Origin of the sequence: Bradyrhizobium sp. USDA 4538, from assembly GCF_024171045.1 — a bacterium.
GTDB classification, from domain to species: Bacteria; Pseudomonadota; Alphaproteobacteria; order Rhizobiales; family Xanthobacteraceae; genus Bradyrhizobium; species Bradyrhizobium australafricanum.
Window position 1 is genome coordinate 1,564,564 of the sequence record NZ_JALJZE010000001.1, and the last position, 25,933, is coordinate 1,590,496.

Consider the following 25,933-nt stretch of genomic DNA (forward strand, 5'->3'; position numbering starts at 1 on the left):
CAAGCGGCCACAGAATTCATCGACATCGGAGGAGAATGACTATAGCAATGAGCGAATTTGTCTTCGGAAATCGCTGTCCTCAAGTGCAATTACAAGCAACGTCGCGCTCACGAAGTTTGCGAGCCAGCAGACGGGCATTGTCGAAATTCCCGAAACCGCGGTTTCCGTCAACCAAGGACCGGCACTTGGCGCGAATCCACGATCGTTGTCGATCAGCTTGCGGGCTAGCCTGGGATCCCAAATCCGTGACGTGCTCACGCATAACCCTGGCACTGTGCCGTGCCAAATGAAAGGGCTCGAAAGCCACTTGGTCGCACACACGGAATCGCCCGAAGTCGGGCAGCTGCGGAGCACGCTGAAATACGCACAGCGACTAGCATGTCCAGTGGAGAGACTAGACCGGTAGCCTGGGCTTCATCGGATGATAATGCAAGCCGCCTGAGCCACTCCGACGCGGTCGTGCCGAGGCTATCTCCTGCAAAAGGATAACGGCCGCTGGACTCGGACAATTCGCTTCGACTCCGCGCATCACCGTATGTGGCACAGAGTCGACTGTCGCATTTAGTACATGCTGTTGGGCCCGCGACCCTCGAGTGAGAAATTAGTCTTTGAAGATAGAGCTCGCCGAGCTGGCATGAGCCTTGAAACGGTCTGTCATTCAGGTTGGCTTGATATGAGGAGTTACATCGGTGGATGATCGATCTCTCTCACTTCTTAAGGGGTGGCTGCTGTGCGTGTGGGTCCGCGCTCGCGCAGGCTTGCCCTCTATGGTCGACCCGGCCGAGATCGGCCTAGCATGATTCTTATGGACAAGATCACGAAATCAACGCGGCTATCGCATACCGGGAACGGACTGACGAAATGGCCGGCTGCTCATGACCTGGTTATCGAACTCAGGGAAACCGCGAAGTTAGCGTTACCGATGGCTCTGACGCAGGTTGGTCAGATCGTCATAATGACGATCGACCTTGCCTTCATCGGACGGATTGGCCCCGAGGCGCTCGCCGCAGCAGCGCTTGCTAGCAGGGTCTATCTCGTTACTTTCGCCGTTGGCGTAGGCCTGCTGGCGGCGATTGCACCGTTAGTGGCGCAGGGGTTTGGCGCGGCTAATCTCACTGTGGTACGGCGCTCATTACGTATGGGACTCTGGTCGGCGGTGCTGCTCTCGCTGCCGATCATTGTGCTCGCACTACGCGGAGAGCAGATATTGCTCGCTCTCGAGCAGGAGCCGCACACGGCGCGACTTGCCCAGCAATATCTCTTCGGACTGGCCTGGGGCGCGGCGCCGGCCCTTTGGTTTTATGCCATCCGTACTTTCATGGGCGCGGTAAATCAGCCAGAGCCGGGCTTGTGGATCACGCTCGCGGCCACGCCGGTCAACGCCCTGCTGGTCTATTTGCTGATCTATGGGAAGCTCGGCCTGCCGCGACTGGAACTGTTCGGGGCGGGTCTTGCGACCTCCCTGGTGAACTGGGGAACCTGTCTCGCCGGCTTTTGGTTCGTCAAAATGGGCCGCCCTCTGCGAGATTATCACGTACTTGTATGTCTCTGGCGTTTCGACTGGCCCTCAATGCGGCAGCTGATCGTGATCGGAGCACCACTTTCAGTCGGCTCCCTGATCACGTACGGCCTATTCTCGGCGGTAGCACTCCTAGCTGGCCTCATCAGCACCAGCGCGCTCGCAGCTCATCAGATCGCAGCTCACGTCGCAATGATTCTGTTCATGATATCGTTCGCCATCGGCACCGCGGCGGCCGTGCGCGTTGGCCAGGCAGTGGGGCGCAACGACCGCATTCACATCAGGCGGGCCGGTCTCGCCGCGATGCTGCTCGGTATCATGATCGCCTTGTTACTGACGCTTGCCGTGATCGTTGCTCGTTTTGCGATCGCCCAGTTCTTTTTAGGCGACTCGGATGGTGATGCCCAGGCGACGATCAGATTAGCTACAAAGTTGATCTTGATCGGCGCGACGTTTTTTATTACTGATGCGGCACATAGCATCGCGGCAGGCGGACTGCGCGGGCTGAAGGACACGTGGGTGCCGCTTCTGTTCGCCTGTATCGCTTATTGGCCTATTGGATTCTCGCTGAGTTACGCGCTTAGTGCGAAAATGGGCCTTGGTGTCGTTGGTATCTGGATTGGCTTGTCAGTCGGGACGACCGTCCACGCGGGACTCCTCGTCCTGCGTTTCCAGCTGCTGGCAAACCGGCGCTCTTCCAATGAAATCGCCGCAAGGACGCTGCGGGCACCTGGCAGTTAGGCCTCAGTCCCGTTGGACGGCTTCTGTGCTGAGCAGCGGTTAATGGTCGGGACCACGGTACGCACACGACGAAGACCGCTCGATTGACGCATGCGCGCGTACACGGCGAGCTCTATGATAGCGTTGCGTGAAGGTCAGGCGACCTGCTGACCGGCGGGCTTGTCGGCTTGGCGCAGGAGCTTCCATTTCTAGGGCAGCAGTTCGTGCAGACTGTTATTCGGCTTGCAATATTGACCCCCGCATTGCCTCATCGAGAATGTTATCGGAGAACTGACCGTCAGGATTGGGGCGACGATACCGAATCGGATAGGTTTCGCCAATGGCAGGACGGATCAGCATGGGTGCACGGCACGAGCTCACGGTGGCGGTGGCAGCGCGCTATCGATCAGCAGGGCGCGCAGATAAGAGGCGCATTCTCGACGAGCTTTGCGCGGTGACTGGCTGGCATCGCAAGCACGCGGTTCGGGCGCTTGCCAGTCATGTCGCAATTTCGCCGGAGGACGGCGGCAGCGAAGGCCGACCTATGGTGCCACAATCAGGGATGCGCTGGTGGCGCTGTGGAAGGCCTCGGATCGGATCTGCGGCAAGCGGCTGAAGGTAATGGTTCCGACGTTGTTGCCTTCGCTGGAGCGGCATGGCCGGCTCAAGCTCGACGAGGCCGATCGAGCGCTGCTGCTCGGCGTCAGCGCAGCCACGATTGATCGCCTGCTGGTCGAGACCAAACTCGCCGCGGCGGTCGGTACCCGCCGGCGGGTCGGGTTTTATTCGGCGGTGCGCCGTGAAGGGCCGATCCGGACGTTCAATGACTGGCACGATCCGCCGCCGGGGTTTTGCGAGGTCGACGTGGTGGCCCATGGCGGCACATCTGTAGCTGGCTCGTTCATTCAGACCGTGACGATGGTCGACGTCGCGACTGGTTGGACCGAGTGCATGCCGTTGGTGTGACGCGCGAGGGCGGAGCGCGCACAGAGCCTGTTTCCCTGGCTCATTCGCGGCGCCGACAATGACAGCGCGTTCATGAACGACGTGGTAAGTGCCCTGGTGTCGCGCGCAAAGATCGAGGTGACACGCTCGCGCGCCTACAATGAAGATGATCAGGCTTTCGTCGAGCAGAAGAACGGCGCGGTCGTTCGACGACTCGTGGGTTACGGTCGCTTCGGTGGTGTCGAGACGACGCGCGTGCTTGAACGTTTGTATGCTGCATCTCGGCTGCACACCAACTTCTTCCAACCGTCCTTCAAGCTGAAGGACAAGCGACGCGAGGGCGCGAAGGTGATCAAGCGCTATCATGTTCCAGCCACGCCCTATAAACGAGCACTGGCGCATCCGAGGCTGAGCAAGGTCATCAAACGGCGTCTTCGAGAGCTTTATCGCACGCTCGATCCCGTGGCTCTGCTGGCCGAGATGAGAGACGCCTAGGCTGAGCTCGGCACGCGCGTCGACGCCCGATCGGGCAGGCTCGCGGCAGCAACAAGCCCACCGGCGCCGACAACGACCGCAGCAGCGTTCGCGAAGGGGTTCGGCAATGACGTGCATCTAGGGGAGCAGCGCATCATCCATCGGCGCATGCGCAAGCCATACAAAAGCGCATGAGAATGCCATCAATGCTCGATCCGCACCTCACCAATATCGAGCGCTGGCTGGCGGCCGAGCCTCGTCTGACCGCGCTGGCAATTCTCTGTCGCCTCGCTGAACAATGCCCCGAACAGTTCGGCCCGGCGCAGCACACCATCGTGCAGCGCTTGTTGCGATCCCTCAGACGCAAAGCAACCGAGACGATCGTCCCGCGCACGGCTGAGGGTGCGGCAACGGCCGGTGATTCCGGGACTGGAGCCGCCGCTGGTGTGATGGGCACTCCGCCACGTCCCCAGTCCCTCCGATCCTGCGAGCAATGATGCAACCTCGGACCGGCCGACAGTCGGGGCTACATCCGTCAAGCGAAAGTAACATTGTCTCTGTCCGTGCTTGCTCCGGATGGTGGCAGCAAAACGTCCAAAGAGCATCAGCCGATTCTTGTCCTCGGCCAGCTCCAGATAACTGCGCGAACCGCTCCCGCAACTAGCGCTGGGAGTTCTGCGCATCACCTTAGAACTGAAAGCACCCCACGAAGTCAGCAGATGTGCCTCGCATCGACATAGGGGCTTGCATTTCTTCGTAAACCAAGATCGAGCGTAAAGTGTAAGTACAGATTACTGAGCACAGGCGATATCGGCCCACCTTGCGGGTCCCTTCCCTGGCTGGAAGGAAGATCCCGTCTTACAGTGCCCCGGCCTTCAGCCATTTTGATATCAGCTGAAGGATGGTCGGGTCGGCAATCCGGTGAGCCACCATTCGGCGTAACCACTGATGATCAATACGGCTGAAGTAGTTGCGGATCGGCCTCGAGCACATTGCTAATTCTTCTTGGTCACGATATGCTGGCGCAAAGCCTACAAGGCAGATCAGGGTTTCGCCCTCGTCAAAGCGTAACTGCAATCGAGGAAATCGGCTTCGAACACAGCCTCGAGAATGCGCGCGACCGCCCGCTGCAGCAGCCTGTCGGCGACAGTGGGAATCCCAATGGTCGCGTTCCGACCTTGCCCGGCCCTTCTATCGACCCGCCGAACCGGCGGCGCGATTCGCAAAGTTCCTTGAGGAACGCCGGTGTGAGCAAGTGGGCCAACGAGTGAATCGCACCTCTCGGTCCAGTTTGGCTTTCTTCGCTATCTGACCCGGTTTCGTTGACATCAGAATCCTGCCTCTGTGCGTGCGGGTAATGTTTTCCTGGGCCAGTCTTCATCTGCTTCGCTGCTTCCCCTGTACGCGGCTTTCCCGCGATTCGAGTACTACCACCGAATCCGACTTCCACTGCAGCGTGTGCCTTTCTCAGGAATGATCCATATCGTCCGGCATACTCGGCGTGCTTCCGCTGCGACCGAGACAAGAGTGGATCTCTCAGGTGCCTTGATACTTCCTCCTCCGAATGTGCTGTGCGCTCTGATCCCGCCGCAGTCTACAGCCACCTCGCGTTTGACGGTGACCTACATTTGCGTTCCAGACACTACGACTCTGTCGGCCTGCGGATTCTTATCTTTACGAGGCTGCCCCGCTTCACTTGCGTTACGGCCCGCGCGTCGCTCTGCCTACGCTTAGCTCATGTCGTTACATCCATGAGCCCAAGGCTCGATTCCCGGTTGGGCGGCTCTTCCCCTTGCCGGGACAGGAATTTCACCCGCTGGAAGCATCAGGCTTGGCCTGACGCACCATAGTGCATGAAGAGGTTGGCGAGGATCGGGCTCATCAAGCCCGCTTGTGGGTTGCCGCGGCTTCGCTCGATCGTTCCATCCTCCTGCACCATCGGCGTTGTCGGCCATCGTTCGATGTAGAGCAGCGCCCATGCACACGTCACATGTTTCCAGATGGCCGGTAGCAAGAGCTCGTGGTCGATATTGTCGAACAATCCTTTGATGTCGTACTCTAGAACCCAATCATACTTCGAACAACGCTGTCGCGTGACGCCTACAGCATCGAGAGCCGCTTTTCCGGGCCTGTAACCGCAGGAATCCGCCAGAACGATTGCCTCGAGAGCCTGCTCAATCAGTTGTTTAACGACCGTCTGTGGCACGCGGTCCGCCAACGTGCGAACCCCGAGGATCCTTTAGCCTCCACTCTTCTTCGGAATGGGGACGGTGCGAACAGGCGGCGGGAAGTAAGCGCCTAGGCTCATTCGATTCCAAATCTTATAGAGACTTCCCTTCAGGTTGGACTCGAACTGCTCAAACGTCACTCCGTCGACACCGGCTGCGACACCATTGGATTGCACCTGCAGATATGCTTCGTACACCTCTCTCTTGTCGATGTTGAACGGTTTGCCCGGCTGGTTCACCGTCGTCCTCCTGTGGTCAGTTGCGACGATGCCCAGCCCACCTGATCCGATCCCTTCGCTCCAGCCCCACTACGGGCCTTCATCGCTAATACGGATCGGTCCGTCCCAGTGCTCCGCGCCGGTAATCTCGCCTCGCGGTCTTCTCCGCTTGTGCTTCTCCCTTTCCATCGGAGCGACTGGTTCCTGCAGCTCCACACAGCGCCTGCATCCTATTCACGTCCCTCAACGCCGGTCGCCGGCCGCCCAGTCTTCAGGCTTCCGGCGGACTGATCGCAGAAGGACGGCACCTCCGGTTTCGACGACAATTTCCACGTTACGACAGTCCATCGGCAGGTTCATTTTCATCCGTCTCTCGGACGCGTTCGGGTAACCGACGCGCCACCGCTCGTTAGCGAGCTCACGGCTTGACGTGATACCCCGGCGAAGTTCCAGCTGATCGTGACCGCCCAAAATAGGGCGGGCGACCTTCGGACTTTGGCAGGTGAGGCAGTGTCGAAGTGCATGATGTAAAGAAAGTCAATTGATCACCTTGTGTGTGGGGAAGGCCCGGAACGCGTTGTTTACCTATCTAGCGGTTAGAACATCGAGCAGGATGGTCAAGGCACGTCCGATGTCGGCTCGAGAGGCGACCGAGATCTAGTGTCCTGAACCAGAAGTTCGCAACATCGGGGCTTGTTTTGCCGGGGCATTGTAACGGCAGAAGCGCTCGATGGAAGCAAGGATATCATCGGCGGATTTGGTCCATCGGAACGGTTTTGGATCGGCGTTGTGTCGTTCGATGAACGAGGCGATGTCCGCCCTGAGGGCGGCTACGCTGCGATAGACGCCGCGCCTGATCTTCTTATCGGTGAGGAGCGCGAAGAAGCGCTCGACTTGGTTGAGCCATGACGAACTGGTCGGGGTCAGGTGCACGTGCCAACGCGGCCTTTTGGCGAGCCATCTCCGGATCATTGGGGTCTTGTGCGTGACGTAATTGTCCATGACGAGATGGACGTCGAGTTCGCGCGGTACGGCAGCCTCGATCTCGTCAAGGAACTTGCGGAACTCGGCGGTGCGGTGGCGACCCGTAGCATTTGCCGATGACCCGTCCCGTCGCAATATCGAGGGCGGCGAACAACGATGTGGTGCCATGCCTTTTGTAGTCATGGCTCCTTCGGGCCGCCTGGCCGGGACGCATCGGCAGCAACGGCTGGCTGCGGTCCAGCGCCTGGATTTGGGACTTCTCATCCACACACAGAACGATGGCGTGCTCGGGTGGTGAGACGTAGAGGCCCACGACATCGCGCACTTTGGCCATGAAGTTCGGATCGGTCGAGAGCTTGAACGTCTCCATCCGGTGCGGCTGGAGCCCGAAGGCCCGCCAGATGCGTTGGACCGTCGATACCGATAGGCCGCTGGTCTTGGCCATGTCGCGGGAGCTCCAATGAGTGGCGTTCTCAGGGCAACTCTCCAACGTCCTCACGATCACGGCTTCGATGCGGGCATCGTCAATCGTGCGCGGCGCGCCGGAACGCGGCTCGTCGTGCAGCCCGGCCACACGCTGTGCCATAAAGCGCCGCCGCCACTTGCCTACGGTCTGCCGGTCCAGCCCGAGCTTGACCGCCACTTCCGTGTTCTGACCACCTTCCGCACAGGTCAGCACGATCCGGGCTCTCAGAGCCAGCGCCTGAGCCGTCTTCCGCCGCATCGTCAGCGACGTCAGTTCAGCCCGCTCATCATCACTCAATATCAGGGGGGCAAGTTGCTGGACCGCCATTGGAGACTCCGCCGCTGTTTGCCTCCATCCTTGGCACAGCGACGCGAATCTACTGCGAATCTATGATTGCGAACTTGTGACTCGGGACACTAGCCCGTCCGTCTTTATCGTACCATCTATGTTGAGCTGACGACGCCAATGTCGCGGACCGACGAATGCGTCGCGCCCACTCCAGCCAACAGATGAACGCCTATGCGTGTTTCACCCCTGTTAGGCAACCGAGCACTAATTTCGCGAGTGGCATGTCGATTGCTTGGGAGGAGCAAGGAGCCGCCGCGGTTAAATCGGTTGCAGCGGTGCCGTTCAGTATTCCCGATGAGAGTTGGGCCAGTTGATCTGGTCGATACAATGCTGACGCCACCTACGTTCGCAACTGCAGAAGCCTGCGACCCTGATCTAGCGAGCCCTCGCACTTCAACGAGCCCGACCAAGTTGATTGCAGGGTGTTCAGGCAGACCAAACCGTGTTGAGCCGTTGGCGCAAGCTCACGGATCAGCCAAGTCGGGCCATAGTACTTTGCCGAGACATTGACAGCCGCAGTACGGAGACAGACTCATGAAACTCGCGTCCGGATACAAGGCCTTTTGGGAAGGCCGTCGCAAGAATCACCCCGATGAAACTAATCCCAGCGGACTTCTTGGTCAGGGAGGAATATTCGATGCGATCGACGGCATCGTGAATGGTGACCACTCCGACCGCTTTGCAAGGCCATCGCAACGAATATGGAGGTCGTCCATTTACCCATGGAGTTTTCCGAATTCCTCGACAACAGTTGGCGCCTTAGCTTTGACGTACAAAGGGCTAATAACTATCAAGCCACCTTTTGATCTGGCTCTATATACGAGGCTTATTTGGGAGCTTCAACCACGGACGATTATAGAACTGGGTTCCTTTCAGGGTGGTAGCGCACTTTGGTTCGCTGATCAGATGTCGGTACTTTGTGAGAACCCAGGTGAAGTGCACTCGTTCGATTTGCACATCAGCCGTATCCATCAAGACGCAAAGCATCCACTTCTTACCTTCCATCAGGTAGACCTTTTGGAAGTTGAGACTCTGGACAGAAGCCTGCTGATGGGATTGTCTCATCCTTGGCTTGTGATCGACGACGCGCACGTTCAGGTATTCTCAGTATTCTCTTATCTGAGGCACTTTCTAATGTCAGGAGACTATTATGTGATTGAGGATGTTCCGATAGACGCAAATAAAGAGATTATCGACGGCTTCCAGTTGGTGGAGCAATCAGGATTCTTAGTCGATACGTATTACACCGACGCGTTTGGCACCAACCTTACTTGTGCCCCAAACGCGTGGCTCCGAAAATCCTAAGCCCGGAATCGACCGGTAAGTGGTCGGCCGGGATCGACCTATCACGTATGCTGATGGGCAGTCCTCCACTTTCCTCCAGAGTTTGGTAGGGTAGATTTCTGCTTCTTTTGCCGTACCTTTGACGATCGAGACTTCCTGCTGCGCCGCACCTTGCAAGTGGCGACGCTTCAGAACCGATGGGTTAAGACGATAAGAGATCGTGGGAGTCTTTGGAGACTGACACGCAATGGAGATTCGCAATGGAGAAAGGAGATTAGAGTTATAGCTGTTCGCGAACAATCATCATGACTGAACATCACGAGCTGTCGCGATACAATTCGAAGGCTGATGTTTTTTAGTGCGTTCACGATCGGCAATGCCGCTATTGCGCTGACGCGACCATCCATCTTTGGGTGTACGATCATCATGGGAAACCGAACGCACAGACGTCGATTTCTCGCTGAAGGAGGCGGATTTGGTCGAGACGCCCGCGACATGTCCATCGCGCCAGCGCCGCCGTCGGTCAAAAGACAGGAAGGAGAAGAAAGTGACCATTCAAGAGCCGGCCTCCAAAATCCGTGCCCCCGAACATCCGGTGAACCGGATATTCATCGATCGCTGGTCACCGCGCGGGTTCGCTCAGGACCAAATTCCGGAAGCAGTTCTGAATACCTTCTTCGAGGCAGCTCGGTGGTCGCCATCCGCCTTTAATTCCCAGCCATGGCGCTTTCTCTACGCTTTTCGCGGCCAATCAGAATTCGAAGCCCTCCTTAGCCCCCTGATCGAGTTTAACCGGGGTTGGGCGAGACACGCGGCAGCGCTAATCTATCTGCTGTCAAGAAAGGACTTCACCCCACCTGGAAAAACTGATGCGCTTTTCTCGCGCACGCATTCCCTCGACAGTGGCGCTGCCTGGGTCAACTTTGCCAACCAGGCTACGGCGGCGGGTTGGGCGGCCCACGGCATGAGCGGATTTGACGTGGAGAAAGCGCGCACCATACTCAGGGTGCCTGACAGTTTTGCGGTCGAGATTGCGATCGCTGTTGGACGCAGGGGCGACGGCGCACGCCTGCCACCCGAGTTGCTGAAGCGTGAACAACCGAGCGGCCGTTCACCGGTCGGTGATTTCGCCGCGCACGGCTTCTTTCCCGAGCGATTTAGGAGCTGACTGATGGACCTTTCTCGGAATTGCAATCTCGCAGGCGGCACTCTCCAGGCGCCGATCGCTACAGCAGATTCCGATCAAGTGCCCAGTACCCGCGGCACGCAATGGTAGCGTATTTGTCGGGTATCGCTGCATAAAGGCGGCAGCGCGCGCAGGGGCGAAGCCATGTCCACACAGGTGCAACTCATATGAATCAAAATGAACGAAGCTGTTGGTGCTCTGGAAACTCGTCGATCGCGTGCAATTGTTAACTGTTGAGGACAGGCCCCTTCCCCCCGTTGGCGAACGTTCAACGGATATATGCTGCCAGTTTATCGGACCGAAGTCGCACGCCCGCGCACGCGCGGATGCCAGGGCTGCATGCAATCCTACTGCGAAACAAAGTTGTAGGGATCGTGGTCGAGTAACGTAGGGATGGTGGTCGAGTAGCTCGGCCATTTGGCTTTGCCCTCAGATCCGGGCAGACGGCTTTCCCGCATCCGGCTCTTCCCGAGAGTAACCGCGTCATACCCGCGCCTGCGCCCATGTGCGAGTGATGCGTGGAGTTGGCAGGCGGAGCCGTGCCGGCAGGGTCTCGAACTCCGGCCAGCCCATGCGCCGACTTTTCTGGCTGCGCCATCTCAGACAACGCAACCGGTCCGACGCATATCGCGGTAGAAGCCGTTGAGCGCTGGATAATTGTGCGGCCTGCCGTAGTGGCCACGCAGAACGGCGGCGAACCACCCGTGCTGCGTTGCCAGTGGCGCGTGCATGAGCCGCCAGGCTCCTGGCGCAACGCCGCCAGCTTGCGCGTCAGGCATTTCTCTTTCGTCTTGTGCTTAACGATGAACCGGCCATCTCTGGTCCGCCCGCAGTAGTGGGTGAAGCGTAAGCGCTCAGCCGATACCCTGGCTTCGGGGTTGGATTAGATGTGCGAAGAAGCCTCCGGCTTGAACGGAGGTTTGGGATGGGATTGGACGGCGAAAAAGACGCCCATTTGGACAGCCCATCAGTTGGGCCTGGAGCAGTCAGCCGGCTTGAGGTGCTTGAGGGGCCGTCCGGGCGTCGCGTGCGTTCAGGGGCCGAACGGGCTCGGATCGTCGCCGAAAGTCTGCTGCCCGGCGCAGGTGGCGGAGGTGGCGCGCAAGCACGGGGCGACGCGCTGGCAAATTTACGATTGGCGACGACGCTTCCGACAGCGCGGCGAATTACGTCCTGCGAGGCTCCGCAGCCGCCGTTCGCGCCGTAGTCGTGAAGGGGCCGTTTGAGGAGCGTCACGTTCCGACAGTCAAGCCCGAGATTGCGATTGGCGACGTCGTCGTGCGGACTGACGCGGCGATAGTGGGGAGCAGCTATCTCGAGTGATCCGCGCGGTGCGGGCGTCACGATGATTGTCCCCGGCGCCGAGCTGAAGATTTACATCGCGACGCGGGCCGTCGACTTCCGCTGTGGGCATGATGGGCTTGCTACGAAGGTGCAGGAGATGCTTGATCTCGATCCGTTCAGCGGTGCAGCCTTTGTGTTCCGATCGAAACGGGCGGACCGGATCAAGATTTTGGTGTGGGATCGAACGGGCCTGGTGCTGGTGCACAAACGCCTCGAGGGTTGCAAGTTCGTCTGGCCAATGATTGCGAACGGCGTGATGCGGATATCGCCGGCGATGTTCGCCGCGCTGTTCGAGGACCTGGATTGGCGGTGGGTCCACCCGGAGGAAGCGCGGCGTCCACAAGTCGCTGGATAAGTGCGGCAGAATGACTCTGAGCCGAGTTGCGCATGGCGCCGGGCGGCGGAGATGTGCTCGACATGGTGCATGAGCACCGCGACGCTTCGCGACGAGAATGAACGCCTGAAGGCGCTTTTAGCGCAAACGCAGGCAGCATTGAGAGAACATCGAGCGGCGCTGGCAACGTTGGAAGAAGCGCGGCGCCGGTTGGAGATCATTCTCGGGGAACTACGCCGAGAGAAGTTCGGAGCGAAGTCCAAGAAGCTGCGGCTAGATCAATATCATTTACCGCTCGAAGACGTGGAGATCGCGCAAGGCGTCCTGAACGAGGCGCAGGAGAAGGCTGCGGCGGTCATCAGGGGCCGATCGCGTGCTTGATCGGATCGGGACCGTCATCGCAATCGGGGCTGCTTGCCTGCCCATTTGCCGTGGGTGGAGCGGACCCTCGAGCCTGCAAGCACGTTCTGTCCGTGCGGCTGCGGCGCGATGACGAAGGTAGGTGAGGACGTCAGCAAGCGCCTTGACGTGATCCCGGCACAATGGCGCGTGCTGGTCACGCGCCGCCCGAAATACATCTGCCGCCGCGGCTCCGACCCTGTTGTGCAAGCGCACGCGCCGGAGCATGTCGTGCCTGGCGGACTACCGACCGAAGCGGCGATTGCGCGGGTGATCGTCTCCAAGTTTGGCGACCATACGCCGTTTTACCATCAGGCCGAGATCTATGCGCGCCAGGGGATCCGGCTTGATCGGGCGACACTGGGCAATTGGTCAGGCCGCGCTGCTTCCATTTGCAGCCCGTTGCCGACCACAGCCGCGAGACCTGCCTCTCGGGATCTCCTCCAGCGTCTCGGTTACATCCTCGTCCAGCTTCGCTAAACGCGATCCGCCGCAGCAGGCACAGTTCTTCGGGGGCTCGATAACGACGCGCTCACGTTCGATGTCGTCCGGCCAGGGCTTGCGTACCGGCCGCGTGCGCGTGAAGGCGCGCACGCTCTGGGTTTTCGCTGCGGCGGCCCGCGCGGCAAGTCATCCTCGCTCGCCGTGGTGGCGAGTTCTTCAAGCTCCAATTCCAATTGTTTTATCAGCCGCGCCGTGCGCTCGAAGCGCTGCCCGTACAGTTCGCGCTTGAGTTTCTCGATCCGCAGCTCAAGATGCGCGATCAGCGCCTCGTTGTCCGACAGCTCCGCCGCACACTGGCAGTCACCGCCTCGGCTCGCAGCCGCGCCTCACGCTCGGCCTGCAGCGCCGCCAGGGCACTCGCAAGGTCCAATGGAAGATCGTCCGGCTTCGATATCATGAAGCCATTGAATCAGAACAAGCGGCAGATTCAAACCAAAACGGCTATCCGACCCGCGTCGGACGCTGGGTTTCTTGCGGTAGGGTCGAGGACTGGCGCGCCGCACATCCAAGAGCCTTGGATGTGTACGTTTCCAGCCCCCGCCTCATCGCACGCAGCATGCGGATTTCCCGCACTACGCGCCCCCATTCGCTTCGCATCAAGGTTTATGGGACCTATCACGCTGGGCAGCTTTCGTCAGCCGTGTTTTACCCGGTAGTCGTTGAACAGCTTCAGGGTATCGTACAGCCATGATTTACTCCACTGCTCCCAGCCGAAGCCCTTTCGTTGCCGTGCCCGCGCCAGATGGCGCCTGACCTTTTTCTCCACCCAATCTCTGATGTAGCTGAAACACCTGCCAGAGTGTCCAGCCGAAAAGTAGTTCACCCAGCCCCGGAGCTTCGGATTGATCAGGTTGATGACCCTGCCAATCGGTTGCGATCGGTGCCGACGAAATACTTCCTTCAGATCCCGCAGTAACGCCGTTCGCTTCTTCAGCTTGGGCGTGTAGTGCGGCCGCACCGCTCCCCGCAAGCTGCGGATGTAGCGAAAGTCAAAACCCAGAAAGCCGAAGCTCTTGCCTCGCCCTAGATCGACTATGCGGCTCTTCTCATCATTGATTTCAACCTGCAGCTTGTCGAACTCCTCTCGAAGTCGCTTGGTCGCAGCACCAATCAGCCAGTCATGACGTTTGTGGGCGTCGATCAAGACCACCAGATCGTCCGCGAAACGCGCGTATTCGACATTGATGTACTTGCCGCTCCGTGTGACTTCTCGCGCTCGCTCCAGCATCTTGTCAACCTCGTTGAGGTAAAGATTACTGAGCAAGGGCGAAAGCACACCGCCTTGCGGAACTCCCTTCTTGCCAGCGGCTTTCAGCATAACTCTTAGGAGATGCATGACGTCCGCGTCGTTGATCCGCTGCGCCACCTTCGCCAATAGCCGGTCATGCCGGACGTTGTCGAAATAGGCTCGCAAATCAAAATCGAGAACGCGCGTCTTCCTTTGAGCTATTGCATCTGTCACTCGCTTGATCGCATCATGCGCTGTCCGCTTAGGCCGATACCCAAACGATCCCGGTTGGAAATCCGCCTCGAAGACAGGTTCGAGTATGAGCTTGAGCGCACCTTGAACCACCCGATCACGGACCGCCGGAATCGAGAGGATGCGAACTTTATTCCCATCCTTCGGCATTTCCTGTTTCCGTGCCGGAAGTGGCCGATAGGTATGCCCGGTCAGTTCGTCCCGCAACTGCTCAAGCAGAGCGTCTACGCCTAGCGCTTCAATGGCCTCGAAGGTCACCCCGTCTATTCCCGGAGCGCCGTCTATAGCGCGACAATCAGGATGAGAGCGGCCCGTCAATCAAGATGAGACGAGGCGGCCGAGTCAGGAGATAATTGACGCTGGCCGTCGACTTGGCAAGCGTTGATTGACGCTGCGCGACAATCAAGCGGCGCTGCCAGCGTCAATCAAAGTCTTGTCGAGTTCGTTTGGGGTAGTGTGAACAGGCGGCCGGCCTGGACCGCGCTTGCGATCGAGGGCAACTTTTCGACGGTAACTTTCGACGTTCATCTCGAGGATCGTGGCGTGGTGGACCAAACGATCGATGGCAGCCAACGTCATTGCTTGGTCCGGGAAGATACGCCCCCATTCGCCAAATGGCTGATTGGCCGTGATCAGCAGCGAGCGTCGTTCGTAGCGGGCGGCGATCAACTCGAACAACACACTGGTTTCCGCCTGATCCTTGCTCACATATGTGATGTCGTCGAGGATCAGGAGGTCATAGCGATCGAGTTTGGCGATCGCGGACTCCAGCGCCAGCTCGCGCCGCGCGACCTGCAACCGTTGCACCAGATCAGTGGTTCGCGCGAAGAGAACGCGCCAACCGTTCTCGACGAGAGCCAGGCCGATCGCCGCGCCGAGATGGGTCTTGCCGCCGCCCGGTGGACCGAACAAGATAAATTGGCGCCGGCCTTCAACCAGGCGTCGCCGGCGGCGAGCGCCATCGCCTGTGCCTTTGATAGCATCGGCACGCTTTCGAAGTCGAAGGTTGCGAGCGTCTTGCCGGCGGGCAAACGCGCTTCCACCATGTGTCGCTCGATCCGACGGCGGGTGCGATCGGCGGCCTCGTGCTCGGCAAGGGCGGCGAGGAAGCGGGCGGCAGGCCACCCTTCCTTGTCCGACTGTGCGGCGAGCTTCGGCCAGATCGCCTTGACGCCCGGCAGGCGGAGCTCATTGAGAAGCAGCTCGACACGGGCAGCATCGACGGAGGTAGCGATACCGGTCATGCTGCCTCTCCCAGGTTCGAGCGGCCCGACATGACGCTGACGGAGGCGAGTTCATCGTAGACGTCGAGCGGCGCCAGCTTGACGGCGACACGCGGGATCGAGGCCGCCTCGGGCCGGAAGCGGTCGCGCAGCGCGGCAAGATCGGGTAACTGTCCGGCGTCCAGATCCATCGCGATCGCCTCGGCGAGGTCTGCTTCGCAGGCGCGCTCGTGAGCCAGCGCCAGAAGCTCGACCGTCACCTTGCAGGCGCGCCGGTCATCACCATGCTCCCGCAAGGTCTCGAACAGACGTTTGTAAGCTGCACGCGGGAAGAGTTGGTCGCGATAAACGAGATTGAGGAGCGCCATCGGCTTGCGCCGCAGGGCATGGATGACATGCCGGTAATCCACGACATGACCGCCCTGGCTCTCGGACACAGGCCGACCGCGCCGCAGCGTCACGACCGGTGTGACGCCAAGGAAGCATTCGAGCCGGTCGTCGAAGATGCGCACACGCAGGCGATGGCCGATCAATCTTGAAGGCACGGTGTAGAACACGCGCCGCAGGATGAAGCCGCCTGACGACGTCACCGGGATCACTTTCTCCTCGAAGTCGGTCGTGCGGCCTTTTGGCAGCGGCGCCAATGCCTCCTTCTCGAGCGCGATCGGCTTGGCGAGGTTGGCGTTGCGCCGGCCGACAATCTCGTCGACAAAAGCCCGGTACGCATCGAGACTGGCGAAGTCGCGCGTCCCCCGCAGCAACAGCGCATCTTCCAGTGCCCGCTTGAGATGGCCGTGCGCGCTCTCGATCGAGCCGTTCTCATGTGCGATGCCCGCATTGTTGCGCGTTGGCGCCATGCCATAGTGGCCCATCAGCCCGGCGTAGCGCTGCGTCAGATCCTCCCGTGCGTCGGCGGCCAGATTGCGGAACGCTGCCGACAGGCTGTCGCTGCGATGCTCCCGCGGCACGCCGCCAAGCGCCCACAGCGCGTTCTGCAAGCCCTCCGCCAGGGCGACGAAGCTTTCGCCGCCGAGCACGACATGGGCATGCTCGAAGCCGGAGAACGCCAACCGGAAGTGATAGAGCCGGTGACCGAGCGGCTCACCCGCGATGGTAATACCGAGCGCGCTCACGTCGGTGAAGTCGGACAGACCCAGGCGGCCGGGCTCGTGCTGCTGGCGGAAGATCACGTCCTGTTCGGGGCCGTTGAGCGCGCGCCAGGCGTTGATGCGCCGCTCCAGCGTGCGGCGGATGTTCGGGTTCAGGTCATGATGCCGTCGGCGCAGCTCGTCCAGCACGCCGATCACGCGGATGCCGGGCGCAGCCTTCAGGATCGGAACGATCTCGGCCTCCCAATACTGCGCGAGCGGATCGGACCGGCGCCGGCCCCTCGGCGTCTTCTTCTGCGATGGCGGGCGACAATCGCCCTCGATTCGATACGCGCTTGCCTTCGAGAACCCCGCCTTGGCCGCGGCGGCCTCGGGGGACAGTGTCTGTCGGTAGGTCATGTACAGCCTCATCTGGTGGTCGGTGATGTGGAGGCCAGGCAAGGCATCGATTCCCTCTTGTCGAGACGAATCAACAGCTTGCACCAGCCGCACCCGGCCGCCAGACGGGTCCAAAAACGCGCGACGCCGATGGGGACGGTCCTCCGGTCGGGCTACGCCCTCCCTTCGGTCCGCCCCCATCGGCGCAGTCTCACCTTGATTGTCGCTGAAGTCTCACCCTGATCGCCGCCGCGCAGCCGTCGTTTTCTTTGGCCATCTCATACGCCGCGCGTAGCGTTTCCACTTTGCAGACGTGAACGTATAGACCCCAGAAACGCCAGGACGGTTCAGCCTTCGCCTTGACGTATAGTCTCCTCCTCAGGTCCTGCAAATCAATGGACGCCTTTGTCATCTCGTCCTTGCCTTCCTTACGTTAGAGACGTCACAAATGGCAGGGCCCCTTCGCTCCACGGGGGTTACTCCGCTTCACAGCTACTGCGGACCCGGCCGCCACCCTCTCGTCTTCGGCCGCTTTCCCGGTGTCGCCGGTTATACAGCCTACCTTGCTCCGACGCGTGCGGATTTCCCGCACCGACGCTCTTCGACAGTTGGTTCACAGCACCGCAAGCGCCTGCAGCTCCCGATAAGGAAGGCGCAGCTTAGGCTTCAGCAACGGTGTCCGTTCTTTGATTTGGTTGAAGGCGTCCCAAGTGAGGTGGCCGCCTGCCCAGCTGCGGCTGCGCAGCATTCCGCGCCAGTAACGCTCCACGGCCCGATAAACTTTTACGAGACTCCGGAGATTTCCGGCGACGCCGTAATAGGCATAGTGGCCGCGCAGGACGACGTTGATTTCACCGGCCTGGTCACTGATTTTGTAATGCCGTATTCGCCGCATCAGCTCCTGCAGAGACATAAGGCTGCGCTTTAGCCGAGATTTCTCGGTGCGCATCCCAACCTTGAAGTTGCCTTTTTGGTTTCGCGTGCAATAGAGCGTCAGACCCAGAAAGTAGATTGTTTCCGGGCGGTTTCTGCCGCGTTTGCCCGCGTGTCTTTGCGCGAACCGACCAAACTCGACCAACTTGGTCTTGGTCGGCTCTAGAGTGAGGCCGAACTTCCCCAACCGAAGACGGAAGGCCTCCTGTACGCGGATGGCGTCCGATCGATATTGGAAGCAGATCACAAAGTCGTCGATATAGCGCACCAGTCGGGCTTCGCCCTGCAACCGACCCTTCACCACGCGTTCGAACCAGAGGTCGAGAACGTAATGAAGGTAGAGGTTGCTCAAAAGTACACTGATCGATCCGCCTTGTGGCGTTCCTGGTTCGCTCGGGTGCACCGCTCCGTCTTCCAAGACGCCCGCTTTCAACCAGCGCCGGATCAAGCTGATCAGGCGCGGATCACCGACTCGATGTTCGACAAACCGGAGGACCCAATCATGATCGAGACTCCCGAAGAAGTTCTTCAAATCCGCCTCCAACACCCAGCTGATCATGCCGCCGGCGATGACCTCATTGAGGGTCGCCAAGGCATGATGGGCGCTGAGCTTCGGCCTGCCGCCGAACGAGCAGGGCAAGAAGTCCTGCTCGTAGATGGTGGACAATACCTCAGCCGTGCTGCGCTGGAGCGCCCGGTCGGAGACAGTTGGAACCCCGAGGGGGCGCTTCTCCGTCTTACCGGGCTTGGGGATATAGACCCGCCGAATGTTCGGCGCCCGATATCCCTGGCGATGGATGGATTGGAGCATTGGCCCCATCCAGTCCTCGAAGCTCTCCTTCGCCGCCTCCACCGTCTGTCCGTCCACCCCGGCGGCGGAGCGCTTCGGAATCTGTAATAGATTCTTTTGCACTCGGTCGCGCGTGATGTGATGGGCCAACGAGGTGAAGCGAAGATTTGGCTCGCGTCGAGCTTTCACTGCTATTTGTTCAAGTTTCGTTTCCATGGTCAGCTGATCTTCTCTTAGAATAGAAGGCCGTGACTCCCGTTGAATGGAGCCCATGTCGCCCAAGAACAATCCAACTACCGCTGACCGCTTCCCCATGTGGCCGGCTCTCCCGTCCTCGGAGTACTATCGGTCAGTCTGACTTCCACCCGGTCGTCAGACCCTTCTCACCTCAGCGGCTTGGCAGGTCTTACAAAGCTTGCGCTTGAACCGGATGGATCTCCCTTGTTCACGCTGCTTCCTTTGATTGCATGCTGGCGGTACGAACCCCGGGAGCACCTCTGACCGCTCGCGTTGTCGCGGCCCGCGGTTCCGCCTTCCCCTTTGAGAGACAGGGTCGGCTACTCCGATCACGTTCGATTTCGGGGCTATTTTCCCGTTCACTTCATTCCGGCCTACAACCTCCCTGTCTACGCTTCGCAACGGCCGTTACCGGACGCCACGCAAGACTCGGTTCGCGGCTGCTCGCTAGGCTTTGCCGCGGCCGTCATCGCAGACGGCAGACTTCAACGCGCTTGCAAGGCGCAACGCTCTCCGAACCGTACGTGACGCTCTCACGTCATACAGCTCTCAACAAGTAACGAAGCAGAACTCAACCTCGCCCAATGAGCAAACAGCTTCGGCCTGCGGCGGCGGATCAATCTGAGCCATGTGGAGGCTCTGACTTTTCCATTCTTCAGCCCTTTGTATTTGCGTCGCGCCCAGCGGTTTAGAGATTCGTCGACGTATCGATACAGGTTGTGCATTTCTCACCGCCCATATCTGCCGTAGTACTGCATCCATCCACGAAGGATGGGATTCAGTTCCAAGGCGATTGCGTCGACTTCCGTCTGCGAGCGAAGCCTGAGCCGGAGCTGCCGGATCGTCATACGCATAGACTTCATCGTCGCCCTGCTGGCCGCTGGCGAGAACGTACAGAATTTTTCTTTCTTCTGATGATTTCTTGCCCTGCGCGGTCGAAAGATAAATCCCAGAAAGTCAAATGACTGACTGGCATGGCTACCCGGGCGGTTGCTGTCTTTGCAGTAGACGATCTTGGTCTTGTCGGGATGCATTTCGAGTTCGCATTCCTCAAACCTTGCTTGCAGCGCCGCCTTGATGGCTTCCGCTTCAGCCTTGGTTCGGCAATGAACGAGCCCGTCGTCTGCGTATCGACACGATGGCGACCGCGGGAAGTCCCGCCGCCAGCCATGTATCGAACGCATAATGCAAGAACAAATTGGCAAGGACAGGACTGATCACGCCGCCTTGGGGTGTGCCCCGGTCTCGAGCGGTGATCGCTCCATCTTTGCCTTGCATCGGCGCTATAAGCCAGCGTTCGATGTAGAGCAGAGCCCATTCGTCTTGCACATGCTTCCTGACGGCCTTCATGGCAGCTCGTGGCTGATATTGTCGAACAGGCCTTTGATGTCGAACTTCCAGCACCCAGTCCATCTTCCAGCACCGTTGCCGGGTGACGCCAACGGCGTCCAGCGCGGATTTTCCAGGCCGGTAGCCGTAGGAATCGGGAAGGAAGATTTCCTCGAGTGCTTGTTCAATCTGCAGCTTGAAGACCGTCTGCGCCACGCGATCTGCTACTGTCGGCACGCCTAGAATGCGTTGTCCGCCGTTCTTCTTGGGAATGGAGACAGCCCGAATGGCAGGTGGAAAGTAGCTGCCAGAAGACATTCGATTCCAGACCTTGTAAAGGTTGCCCTTCAAGTCCTTCTCAAAAGCTTCCAAGGATACCTTATCCACGCCGGCTGAGCCCGCATTGGCTTTGACCAATCGGTAGGCCTTCATCACTGTTTGCTTGTCGATATTCTACTGCTTGCGTTCGGTTACACCCATCATGTCCTCCTGCTCATCACAGTTGCATGCGGGCGGAACCAGTTGCCTCGGCCCCTTCGCTCCAGTCCCATTACAGTACCTTCATCACTGTCGGGTCGGAGGAGGCGCGCTCGATTGCTCTCGCGCTGGCCTCCGTCCGCCGCACAAACTGGACGTGCAGTTTTCCCGCATCCAGCTTTCATGAACGGGCTCTCGCGGCCTGAAGCGAAGGGATCAGTGAGACCAGCCCTACCAGCTTGAACTCCGTGCGCAGCCGTCTTGTCGGATATTCCTTCCAGGCTGCGTTCCGCCACCGCTTGGTGCGGTGCGACCAGAGCCTTCGGACGATCCAACCATCCAGTTGATGGAAGCGCTTTCTGACATGGGAGCGACAGTAGTAGTTTCCCCATCCTCGGATGATCGGGTTGATCGTCTCGATCAATTCGCCCAGACGCAGAGGCATCCGCCTCATGGTCAAGGCCCTGATCTGATCCTTGAATCGGTCCACCGACTTCTGTGTGGGAATGGCATAGAGATTCTGCCGGTTCAGTTTGGATTTGATCCGGTCGCGGGTCAGCTTGTATCGAGCTTTCCCACGCTGGATTTTAAATCCCAGGAACTCGAAGCCATGTGCGATGTGAACGATCCGGGTTTTCTCCCGGTTGAGCGTCACACCAAGCGTTTCGAGAATCCTTCCTGCTCGCGCCAAGGCGTGTTCCGCCTCCGCTCGAGTCCGACAGGTCACAACCCAGTCGTCCGCCCAGCGTGTGAGCCGGTACCCTTTTTGCCTCATCTCCTTGTCAAAGGGAGTCAGCAGGATATTGCTCAACAAAGGCGGGATGACGCCCCCTTGCGGGGTCCCCCGTGGAGTCTCGAACCGCTGACCCTTTGCCTCGTAGCCCGCCTTCAGCATCTGTTGAATGAGCTTCAACACGCCGCTGTCGGCGATTTGCTTTCCGAGGAGAGCCATGAGTTTCTCGTGATCCACGGACCCGAAGTAGTCTTTCAGGTCCGCATCCACGATCCACTCGTTTCCAGCCTCCACTTCGCGCCAGATCTTGGCCAGGGCATCGGCGGTCTTGCGACCCTTGCGATACCCAAAGCTGCTCGGATCAAAGACCTTCTCAAAGATCGGCTCCAGGCGATTTACCAGCGCCTGCTGGCAGACCCGGTCGTAGACCGAAGGTATGCCGAGAGGTCTTGTCTTGCCGGGAGCCCCTCTTTTCTGGATCTCCAGTCGTCGCACGGCTTGCGGCCGATAGGTCCTCTCTCGGAGCTCGCGATGGAGCCGCTCCAGATTCGCATCCAGCTCGGCCTCAAATTCTCCGATCGTCACCCCATCTGTGCCGCCTGCACCCTGATTGGCGCGAACGCGCTCCCACGCAAGCTTCAAGTTCTTGCGTGAGTAGACTTTGTCCACCAGAGAGTGGACCTTCTGCTTCTGACCTTCGAGCACCAGATGATCGGACAGTCTCCTGGAAGCGTGACGTTCGGGTTTTTCACAAAGGGAACTTTCCATCTTCACGCTCCTTTCTCATCCATCTCGATGCATCCTCGCTCGATCCGTTCACGAACGTCCTTCCCCGAACCACTCTCGGTTCGCCGTTTCCGGTCACGCGAGTTGTTCGTCTCGCGCTTCAGGTACTACTCCGTTCTCCGACTCCTGCATGAGCCTCGCTTTCCCACTTCGCTTGCGCTTATAGGGTTGCTTACCCGGCTTGATGGGCCGGGACCTATGCAGGTCTCCTGGGGTCACGCATGAATCTTCCGTATCGTGCCGTCAGCAAACACCTTGGTTCGATGGGTGAATGAGTAACGCCTTCGCCCCCATAGTGCGGGCTCGACCTTGCCCCATCTTTGGCCGACCTGTTCATCGTCGGGGTAGCCCCCATTGATTGCAGCCCGATACTTCTCCTCAAACCCTTCGGATTCCGGATCGCTCCGGACACCCTGTCCTCCACCGGCTTCCACCGCTGGCCGGCGAGGCATTACCCCCACCTTTGGATACGGCGCCCCTCATTCGAGCGCCGGAGGGACTTGAACCCTCCTGACTCATGCGCTGCCCAGCGCACACTACGAGCCAATCCGCCCCAGTGTCGTGCTTCGGTACTCTCGTCTCGCGGTGTGCGCCGCTTGAACTTCTCCCTTGGCATCACAACGACTGGTTCCTGCAGTTCTCTACAAGAGCCTGTATCCAGATCGCGTCCCCTAAACGCCGGTCGCCATCCGCGCAGTAATCCAAGCGCCTCACGGATTGATCTCAGGGATGGCACGCGCCCCTGATTTTGGCGACGTCTAAATAATTTTCGACGCGTCATCGGAAGATTCGCTTTCGCTTGCCTTCTGGATACTCACCTGCCCCGTAAACCCGGGACTTTTGCAACACTTGCTGATGACCGCGCCTTTTAAGCGAAGCCACAGTGTCGTGGTTTTGCACCTGCGCCTGGAACGCCGATGCAGGAGGGCCAACCTCCATCTCTCATAAAGCTATTCACCTCCTTCATGCTCTGCAGCACACCGCACCAGATCACCTTCACAAGATCGCTTCGGCGACTGCGTATTTCGCAAAAACGGGACAGCGGTTTCGCTAACTGACGGACAGCAGTTTCGCTAAATCGCGGACAGCGCACGTGCAAGCTTATCGATGAGGCGCGGGAAGCGACCATCGAGACGGGCCATGGCGAGGTCTTCGAACAAGCGCGGCATACGCAAATAAAGGACGGAATGATCGAGCCTGGCCGCCTGGCGTCCGAAGGCACATGTCAACCAGGTTTTGCCAGTCCCGGACGAGCACGCGACATAGTACCCAAGAACATCCGTTCGAAGTTGTCATTCAATATCGACATCATCCACGCGCTGGTGAGCGCGTCATTGCTTTGAGGCGCGTTATTCACGGGGCTCGCCATCACTTCGTGATCGAACAGCCCGACGGCTCTCGCGCCTTGCTGCCGGCATGGATGACTGAGAATTCCGCCGCGGCACTGCCGACGGTTGAAGTCCCTCGGCTTCCCCCGGATTCGTTGCGCGCACTTCGCGGCCTCGTTGATGCACAGCGCGTATCGTCGTCACCATCATCTGGAACGAGTCGGACGGTTGGAGGTGATGCTGGAACAGCAATGGCGACAGCTCGATCTGGCGGCGGTCACGGCAGCCACAGTCCAGCACCAGCGGCTCGATCCGCTGATTCGTTTGGAAGTCACAAGTCTGCTCAAACTTCTTCTCGACGAATGCAGCACCGCCCGCGCAAAGGTGACGGAGGCGGACAATGAATAAGATAACGTCTGATCATTTATCACGCAGCGCCTATGTCTATGTGCGGCAATCGACCCCGGACCAACTCGTCAATAATCCTGAGAGCCGTCGGCGTCAGTACGCGCTCGCAACTCGCGCACAGCTGCTTGGCTGGGAAAACGTCATCGTCATCGATGATGACCTTGGTCGCTCGGGGGGCGGCACAGCGCGTCCCGGCTTTGAGCGCTTGCTGACCGCGATCTGCACCGGAAGCGCCGGCGCTGTGCTGGCCGTCGAGGCTTCCCGCCTGGCCCGTAATGGCCGCGACTGGCACACACTTCTGGAGTTCTGCACGCTGGTGAACAGCCTGATCATTGATGAGGACGGCGTTTACGATCCAAAGCTCACCAATGACCGACTGCTGCTAGGTATGAAGGGGACGTTCAGCGAACTGGAACTAACGATCTTGCGCCAGCGCTCACAAGAAGCACTGCGCCTCAAGGCAGTACGTGGCGATCTTCACACGAGTGTGGCCGTCGGCTACGTGCGCAGCAGCGACGACAGGCTTGAGCTGGATCCGGACAGGCGGGTGCGCGAGGCGCTCCATTTGGCGTTCCGTAAGTTTGCCGAGTTTGGCAGCGTGCGCCAGGTCGCGATTTGGTTATGCGATAACGGCATCAAGATGCCGATTGTCGTGTATGGTCCACGCGGCCGAATGGTGGAGTGGCGGCCGCCACGCTACAATACGATTCACCGGCTGCTGACCAATCCGCTTTATGTTGGTCGACCCCAATAATCGTCTCGTCGCTGACACGCTTGAAGGCCAATGGAACGAGAAGCTCCGCGTGTTGGCCAAAGCTCGCGAAGATCGAGAACACGCACGAGAGCAAGATCAATTCATCCTCGATGAAGCCGTTCGCGAGCGGCTGATCGCGATGACGATCGACTTCAGTAAGCTTTGGGCAGATCCGGATACGCCGGACCGTGAACGCAAACGGCTACTCGCCCACATCATTGAGGATGTCACCCTCGTCAAAATGCCGGCGGAAGGCACCACCAAAATTCATGCCCGCTTCAAGGGCGGTAAAATCCAAACGCTCACCACGATGAGCCCAAAATCTTCCGCGCAGCAGGTGAAGACGCCGTCCGGCATCGTCGAACTAATCGACAAGCTACTCGGACACATCTATTCGGAGATCGCCGAACTCCTCAACGAGCAAGGATATCGCCCGGGAGGATCAGCGCGGCGCGGCCGCCACGATGCCCGCTTCACAGCCTTGCTAGTCGCCTATCTCGTCCATCGGTACGGCCTGCGCTCGCGCTATGACCGACTGCGAGATCGCGGAATGCTGATAAAACGAGAAGCGGCTGCGCGCCTCAACATCCACGAAACGACCCTCGCCAGGTGGGCTGAACATGGATTCGTCACCCGGCATGCCTACAATGCGCACTATTGCCTCTACGAGATTCCCGCATCGAACCCGCCGCGCAAGCAATGCAGTCGATGGAATCGTCTTGTCGATCGAGCCGCCGCCTTCAAGACTGCGATGGTGCCAAGACCCTCAACTGAAGCTGAAGGAGCTGTAGTATGAATGCACGTAGTTGGCGAACAGGCACAAACCCGTACTATCGCAGAAGATCAGCTTGATCCGGTCCGCCCGCTTGGCACGGAACACATAAACAGCACCCGAGAACGGATCGGCCTTCATGTGCTCGCGTACCAACATAGCAAGCCCTCCATTCCCTTGCGGAAGTCGACCGGCTTGGTTGACACCATTACCCGACAGCTCCGGACGGGCCGATCACCGACT

At 59.3% G+C, this 25,933-nt stretch carries 22 protein-coding genes and 4 pseudogenes; 12 read left to right on the forward strand and 14 right to left on the reverse strand.

From position 1 onward, the window contains the following. Positions 1-805: 805 nt before the first annotated feature. The 4 genes from J2R78_RS06715 to J2R78_RS06730 all read left to right on the forward strand — a co-directional run bounded on the left by J2R78_RS06715 (position 806) and on the right by J2R78_RS06730 (position 4,155). Positions 806-2,260 (forward strand): MATE family efflux transporter, encoded by a 1,455-nt coding sequence (locus J2R78_RS06715; protein ID WP_253603513.1) that lies wholly within the window; start codon positions 806-808, stop codon positions 2,258-2,260. A gap of 549 nt (positions 2,261-2,809) precedes the next feature. Further along, positions 2,810-3,205 (forward strand): hypothetical protein, encoded by a 396-nt coding sequence (locus J2R78_RS06720; protein WP_253603515.1) that lies wholly within the window; start codon positions 2,810-2,812, stop codon positions 3,203-3,205. A gap of 72 nt (positions 3,206-3,277) precedes the next feature. Beyond that, a complete protein-coding gene (locus J2R78_RS06725) occupies positions 3,278-3,679 on the forward strand; it encodes a hypothetical protein (RefSeq protein ID WP_253603517.1) in 402 nt (133 codons plus the stop codon). Positions 3,680-3,864: 185 nt separating this feature from the next. Next, positions 3,865-4,155 (forward strand): hypothetical protein, encoded by a 291-nt coding sequence (locus J2R78_RS06730; protein WP_253603519.1) that lies wholly within the window; start codon positions 3,865-3,867, stop codon positions 4,153-4,155. 1,328 nt (positions 4,156-5,483) lie between these two features. Here J2R78_RS06730 and J2R78_RS06735 read toward each other — a convergent pair. The 3 genes and pseudogenes from J2R78_RS06735 to J2R78_RS06745 all read right to left on the reverse strand — a co-directional run bounded on the left by J2R78_RS06735 (position 5,484) and on the right by J2R78_RS06745 (position 7,881). After that, positions 5,484-5,894, reverse strand: coding sequence for a reverse transcriptase domain-containing protein (locus tag J2R78_RS06735; RefSeq protein WP_309145037.1), 411 nt, complete (start codon positions 5,892-5,894; stop codon positions 5,484-5,486). A 3-nt stretch (positions 5,895-5,897) separates the two neighbouring features. Then, positions 5,898-6,125 (reverse strand): hypothetical protein, encoded by a 228-nt coding sequence (locus J2R78_RS06740; protein ID WP_253603522.1) that lies wholly within the window; start codon positions 6,123-6,125, stop codon positions 5,898-5,900. Between the two features lie 636 nt (positions 6,126-6,761). Continuing rightward, positions 6,762-7,881 (reverse strand): annotated as a pseudogene (locus J2R78_RS06745) (IS630 family transposase). A gap of 555 nt (positions 7,882-8,436) precedes the next feature. On the opposite strand from J2R78_RS06745, the gene J2R78_RS06750 reads away from it, so the two are divergent. Then, the gene (locus J2R78_RS06750) at positions 8,437-9,207 is read left to right on the forward strand and encodes a CmcI family methyltransferase (protein WP_253603524.1); all 771 of its coding nucleotides are present in this window, start codon (positions 8,437-8,439) and stop codon (positions 9,205-9,207) included. Positions 9,208-9,489: 282 nt separating this feature from the next. Here J2R78_RS06750 and J2R78_RS06755 read toward each other — a convergent pair whose 3' ends face one another. Beyond that, complete coding sequence (locus J2R78_RS06755) at positions 9,490-9,741, reverse strand: hypothetical protein (RefSeq protein WP_253603526.1); 252 nt, start codon at positions 9,739-9,741, stop codon at positions 9,490-9,492. On the opposite strand from J2R78_RS06755, the gene J2R78_RS06760 reads away from it, so the two are divergent. From J2R78_RS06760 to J2R78_RS06775, 4 genes are all read left to right on the forward strand, one after another. Further along, a complete protein-coding gene (locus J2R78_RS06760; RefSeq protein ID WP_253603528.1) occupies positions 9,734-10,354 on the forward strand; it encodes a nitroreductase family protein in 621 nt (206 codons plus the stop codon). The two genes, J2R78_RS06755 and J2R78_RS06760, sit on opposite strands and share 8 nt — an antisense overlap. Before the next feature lie 1,363 nt (positions 10,355-11,717). After that, positions 11,718-12,071 carry an IS66 family insertion sequence element accessory protein TnpB gene (tnpB, locus tag J2R78_RS06765; RefSeq protein ID WP_253603530.1) on the forward strand — a complete coding sequence of 118 codons (354 nt, stop codon included), beginning with the start codon at positions 11,718-11,720 and terminating at the stop codon, positions 12,069-12,071. A gap of 69 nt (positions 12,072-12,140) precedes the next feature. Further along, the gene (locus J2R78_RS06770; RefSeq protein ID WP_253603532.1) at positions 12,141-12,431 is read left to right on the forward strand and encodes a hypothetical protein; all 291 of its coding nucleotides are present in this window, start codon (positions 12,141-12,143) and stop codon (positions 12,429-12,431) included. 108 nt (positions 12,432-12,539) lie between these two features. Then, the gene (locus tag J2R78_RS06775; RefSeq protein WP_253603533.1) at positions 12,540-12,929 is read left to right on the forward strand and encodes a transposase; all 390 of its coding nucleotides are present in this window, start codon (positions 12,540-12,542) and stop codon (positions 12,927-12,929) included. On the opposite strand, the pseudogene J2R78_RS06780 reads toward J2R78_RS06775, so the two are convergent. The 9 genes and pseudogenes from J2R78_RS06780 to J2R78_RS06820 form a co-directional block, all read right to left on the reverse strand. Next, positions 12,879-13,350, reverse strand: a pseudogene (locus J2R78_RS06780) (IS66 family transposase); the annotation flags it as partial. The gene J2R78_RS06775 and the pseudogene J2R78_RS06780 overlap by 51 nt on opposite strands. A gap of 237 nt (positions 13,351-13,587) precedes the next feature. Then, positions 13,588-14,751: a group II intron reverse transcriptase/maturase gene (gene ltrA, locus J2R78_RS06785; RefSeq protein ID WP_256558531.1), complete on the reverse strand. Its 1,164-nt coding sequence runs from the start codon at positions 14,749-14,751 to the stop codon at positions 13,588-13,590. A gap of 84 nt (positions 14,752-14,835) precedes the next feature. Then, positions 14,836-15,677: pseudogene (istB, locus tag J2R78_RS06790) on the reverse strand (IS21-like element helper ATPase IstB). Beyond that, positions 15,674-17,176 (reverse strand): IS21 family transposase, encoded by a 1,503-nt coding sequence (istA, locus tag J2R78_RS06795; protein WP_176937289.1) that lies wholly within the window; start codon positions 17,174-17,176, stop codon positions 15,674-15,676. Before istA ends, istB begins: the two are co-directional and overlap by 4 nt. Positions 17,177-17,756: 580 nt before the next feature. Then, entirely contained in the window at positions 17,757-19,082 is a 1,326-nt protein-coding gene (gene ltrA, locus J2R78_RS06800) for a group II intron reverse transcriptase/maturase (RefSeq protein ID WP_253603538.1), read from the reverse strand. Between the two features lie 749 nt (positions 19,083-19,831). Next, positions 19,832-20,287 (reverse strand): reverse transcriptase domain-containing protein, encoded by a 456-nt coding sequence (locus J2R78_RS06805; protein WP_253603540.1) that lies wholly within the window; start codon positions 20,285-20,287, stop codon positions 19,832-19,834. Then, positions 20,193-20,864 carry a reverse transcriptase domain-containing protein gene (locus J2R78_RS06810; protein ID WP_253603542.1) on the reverse strand — a complete coding sequence of 224 codons (672 nt, stop codon included), beginning with the start codon at positions 20,862-20,864 and terminating at the stop codon, positions 20,193-20,195. The genes J2R78_RS06805 and J2R78_RS06810 overlap by 95 nt, the downstream gene beginning before the upstream one ends. Positions 20,865-21,090: 226 nt before the next feature. After that, positions 21,091-22,410, reverse strand: coding sequence for a group II intron reverse transcriptase/maturase (gene ltrA / locus J2R78_RS06815; RefSeq protein ID WP_253603544.1), 1,320 nt, complete (start codon positions 22,408-22,410; stop codon positions 21,091-21,093). A 1,091-nt stretch (positions 22,411-23,501) separates the two neighbouring features. Next, a pseudogene (locus J2R78_RS06820) lies at positions 23,502-23,669 on the reverse strand (ATP-binding protein); the annotation flags it as partial. 315 nt (positions 23,670-23,984) lie between these two features. On the opposite strand from J2R78_RS06820, the gene J2R78_RS06825 reads away from it, so the two are divergent. The 3 genes from J2R78_RS06825 to J2R78_RS06835 are packed head-to-tail and all read left to right on the forward strand — an operon-like array spanning position 23,985 to position 25,714. Then, complete coding sequence (locus J2R78_RS06825) at positions 23,985-24,164, forward strand: hypothetical protein (protein ID WP_253635996.1); 180 nt, start codon at positions 23,985-23,987, stop codon at positions 24,162-24,164. Next, positions 24,157-24,918, forward strand: coding sequence for a recombinase family protein (locus J2R78_RS06830; RefSeq protein WP_253603548.1), 762 nt, complete (start codon positions 24,157-24,159; stop codon positions 24,916-24,918). Before J2R78_RS06825 ends, J2R78_RS06830 begins: the two co-directional genes overlap by 8 nt. Further along, positions 24,899-25,714: a hypothetical protein gene (locus tag J2R78_RS06835; RefSeq protein ID WP_253603549.1), complete on the forward strand. Its 816-nt coding sequence runs from the start codon at positions 24,899-24,901 to the stop codon at positions 25,712-25,714. Before J2R78_RS06830 ends, J2R78_RS06835 begins: the two co-directional genes overlap by 20 nt. Here the strand turns inward: J2R78_RS06835 and tnpB (J2R78_RS45155) are convergent. After that, positions 25,685-25,909 (reverse strand): IS66 family insertion sequence element accessory protein TnpB, encoded by a 225-nt coding sequence (gene tnpB, locus J2R78_RS45155; RefSeq protein ID WP_375167105.1) that lies wholly within the window; start codon positions 25,907-25,909, stop codon positions 25,685-25,687. The genes J2R78_RS06835 and tnpB (J2R78_RS45155) overlap by 30 nt on opposite strands. Positions 25,910-25,933: the final 24 nt, after the last annotated feature.

What these genes read in the sequence shown, in the direction of transcription:
- J2R78_RS06805 (WP_253603540.1), bottom strand. Translation starts at nt 20,287, where the DNA reads ATGCGTTCGATACATGGCTGGCGGCGGGACTTCCCGCGGTCGCCATCG.
- J2R78_RS06730 (WP_253603519.1), top strand. Translation starts at nt 3,865, where the DNA reads ATGCTCGATCCGCACCTCACCAATATCGAGCGCTGGCTGGCGGCCGAG.
- J2R78_RS06835 (WP_253603549.1), top strand. Translation starts at nt 24,899, where the DNA reads ATGTTGGTCGACCCCAATAATCGTCTCGTCGCTGACACGCTTGAAGGC.
- ltrA (WP_253603538.1), bottom strand. Translation starts at nt 19,082, where the DNA reads ATGGAAACGAAACTTGAACAAATAGCAGTGAAAGCTCGACGCGAGCCA.
- J2R78_RS06770 (WP_253603532.1), top strand. Translation starts at nt 12,141, where the DNA reads ATGAGCACCGCGACGCTTCGCGACGAGAATGAACGCCTGAAGGCGCTT.
- J2R78_RS06725 (WP_253603517.1), top strand. Translation starts at nt 3,278, where the DNA reads ATGAACGACGTGGTAAGTGCCCTGGTGTCGCGCGCAAAGATCGAGGTG.
- J2R78_RS06830 (WP_253603548.1), top strand. Translation starts at nt 24,157, where the DNA reads ATGAATAAGATAACGTCTGATCATTTATCACGCAGCGCCTATGTCTAT.
- J2R78_RS06750 (WP_253603524.1), top strand. Translation starts at nt 8,437, where the DNA reads ATGAAACTCGCGTCCGGATACAAGGCCTTTTGGGAAGGCCGTCGCAAG.
- J2R78_RS06715 (WP_253603513.1), top strand. Translation starts at nt 806, where the DNA reads ATGGACAAGATCACGAAATCAACGCGGCTATCGCATACCGGGAACGGA.
- ltrA (WP_253603544.1), bottom strand. Translation starts at nt 22,410, where the DNA reads ATGGAAAGTTCCCTTTGTGAAAAACCCGAACGTCACGCTTCCAGGAGA.
- tnpB (WP_253603530.1), top strand. Translation starts at nt 11,718, where the DNA reads ATGATTGTCCCCGGCGCCGAGCTGAAGATTTACATCGCGACGCGGGCC.
- istA (WP_176937289.1), bottom strand. Translation starts at nt 17,176, where the DNA reads ATGAGGCTGTACATGACCTACCGACAGACACTGTCCCCCGAGGCCGCC.
- J2R78_RS06755 (WP_253603526.1), bottom strand. Translation starts at nt 9,741, where the DNA reads ATGGTCACTTTCTTCTCCTTCCTGTCTTTTGACCGACGGCGGCGCTGG.
- J2R78_RS06810 (WP_253603542.1), bottom strand. Translation starts at nt 20,864, where the DNA reads ATGAAGGCCTACCGATTGGTCAAAGCCAATGCGGGCTCAGCCGGCGTG.
- J2R78_RS06775 (WP_253603533.1), top strand. Translation starts at nt 12,540, where the DNA reads ATGACGAAGGTAGGTGAGGACGTCAGCAAGCGCCTTGACGTGATCCCG.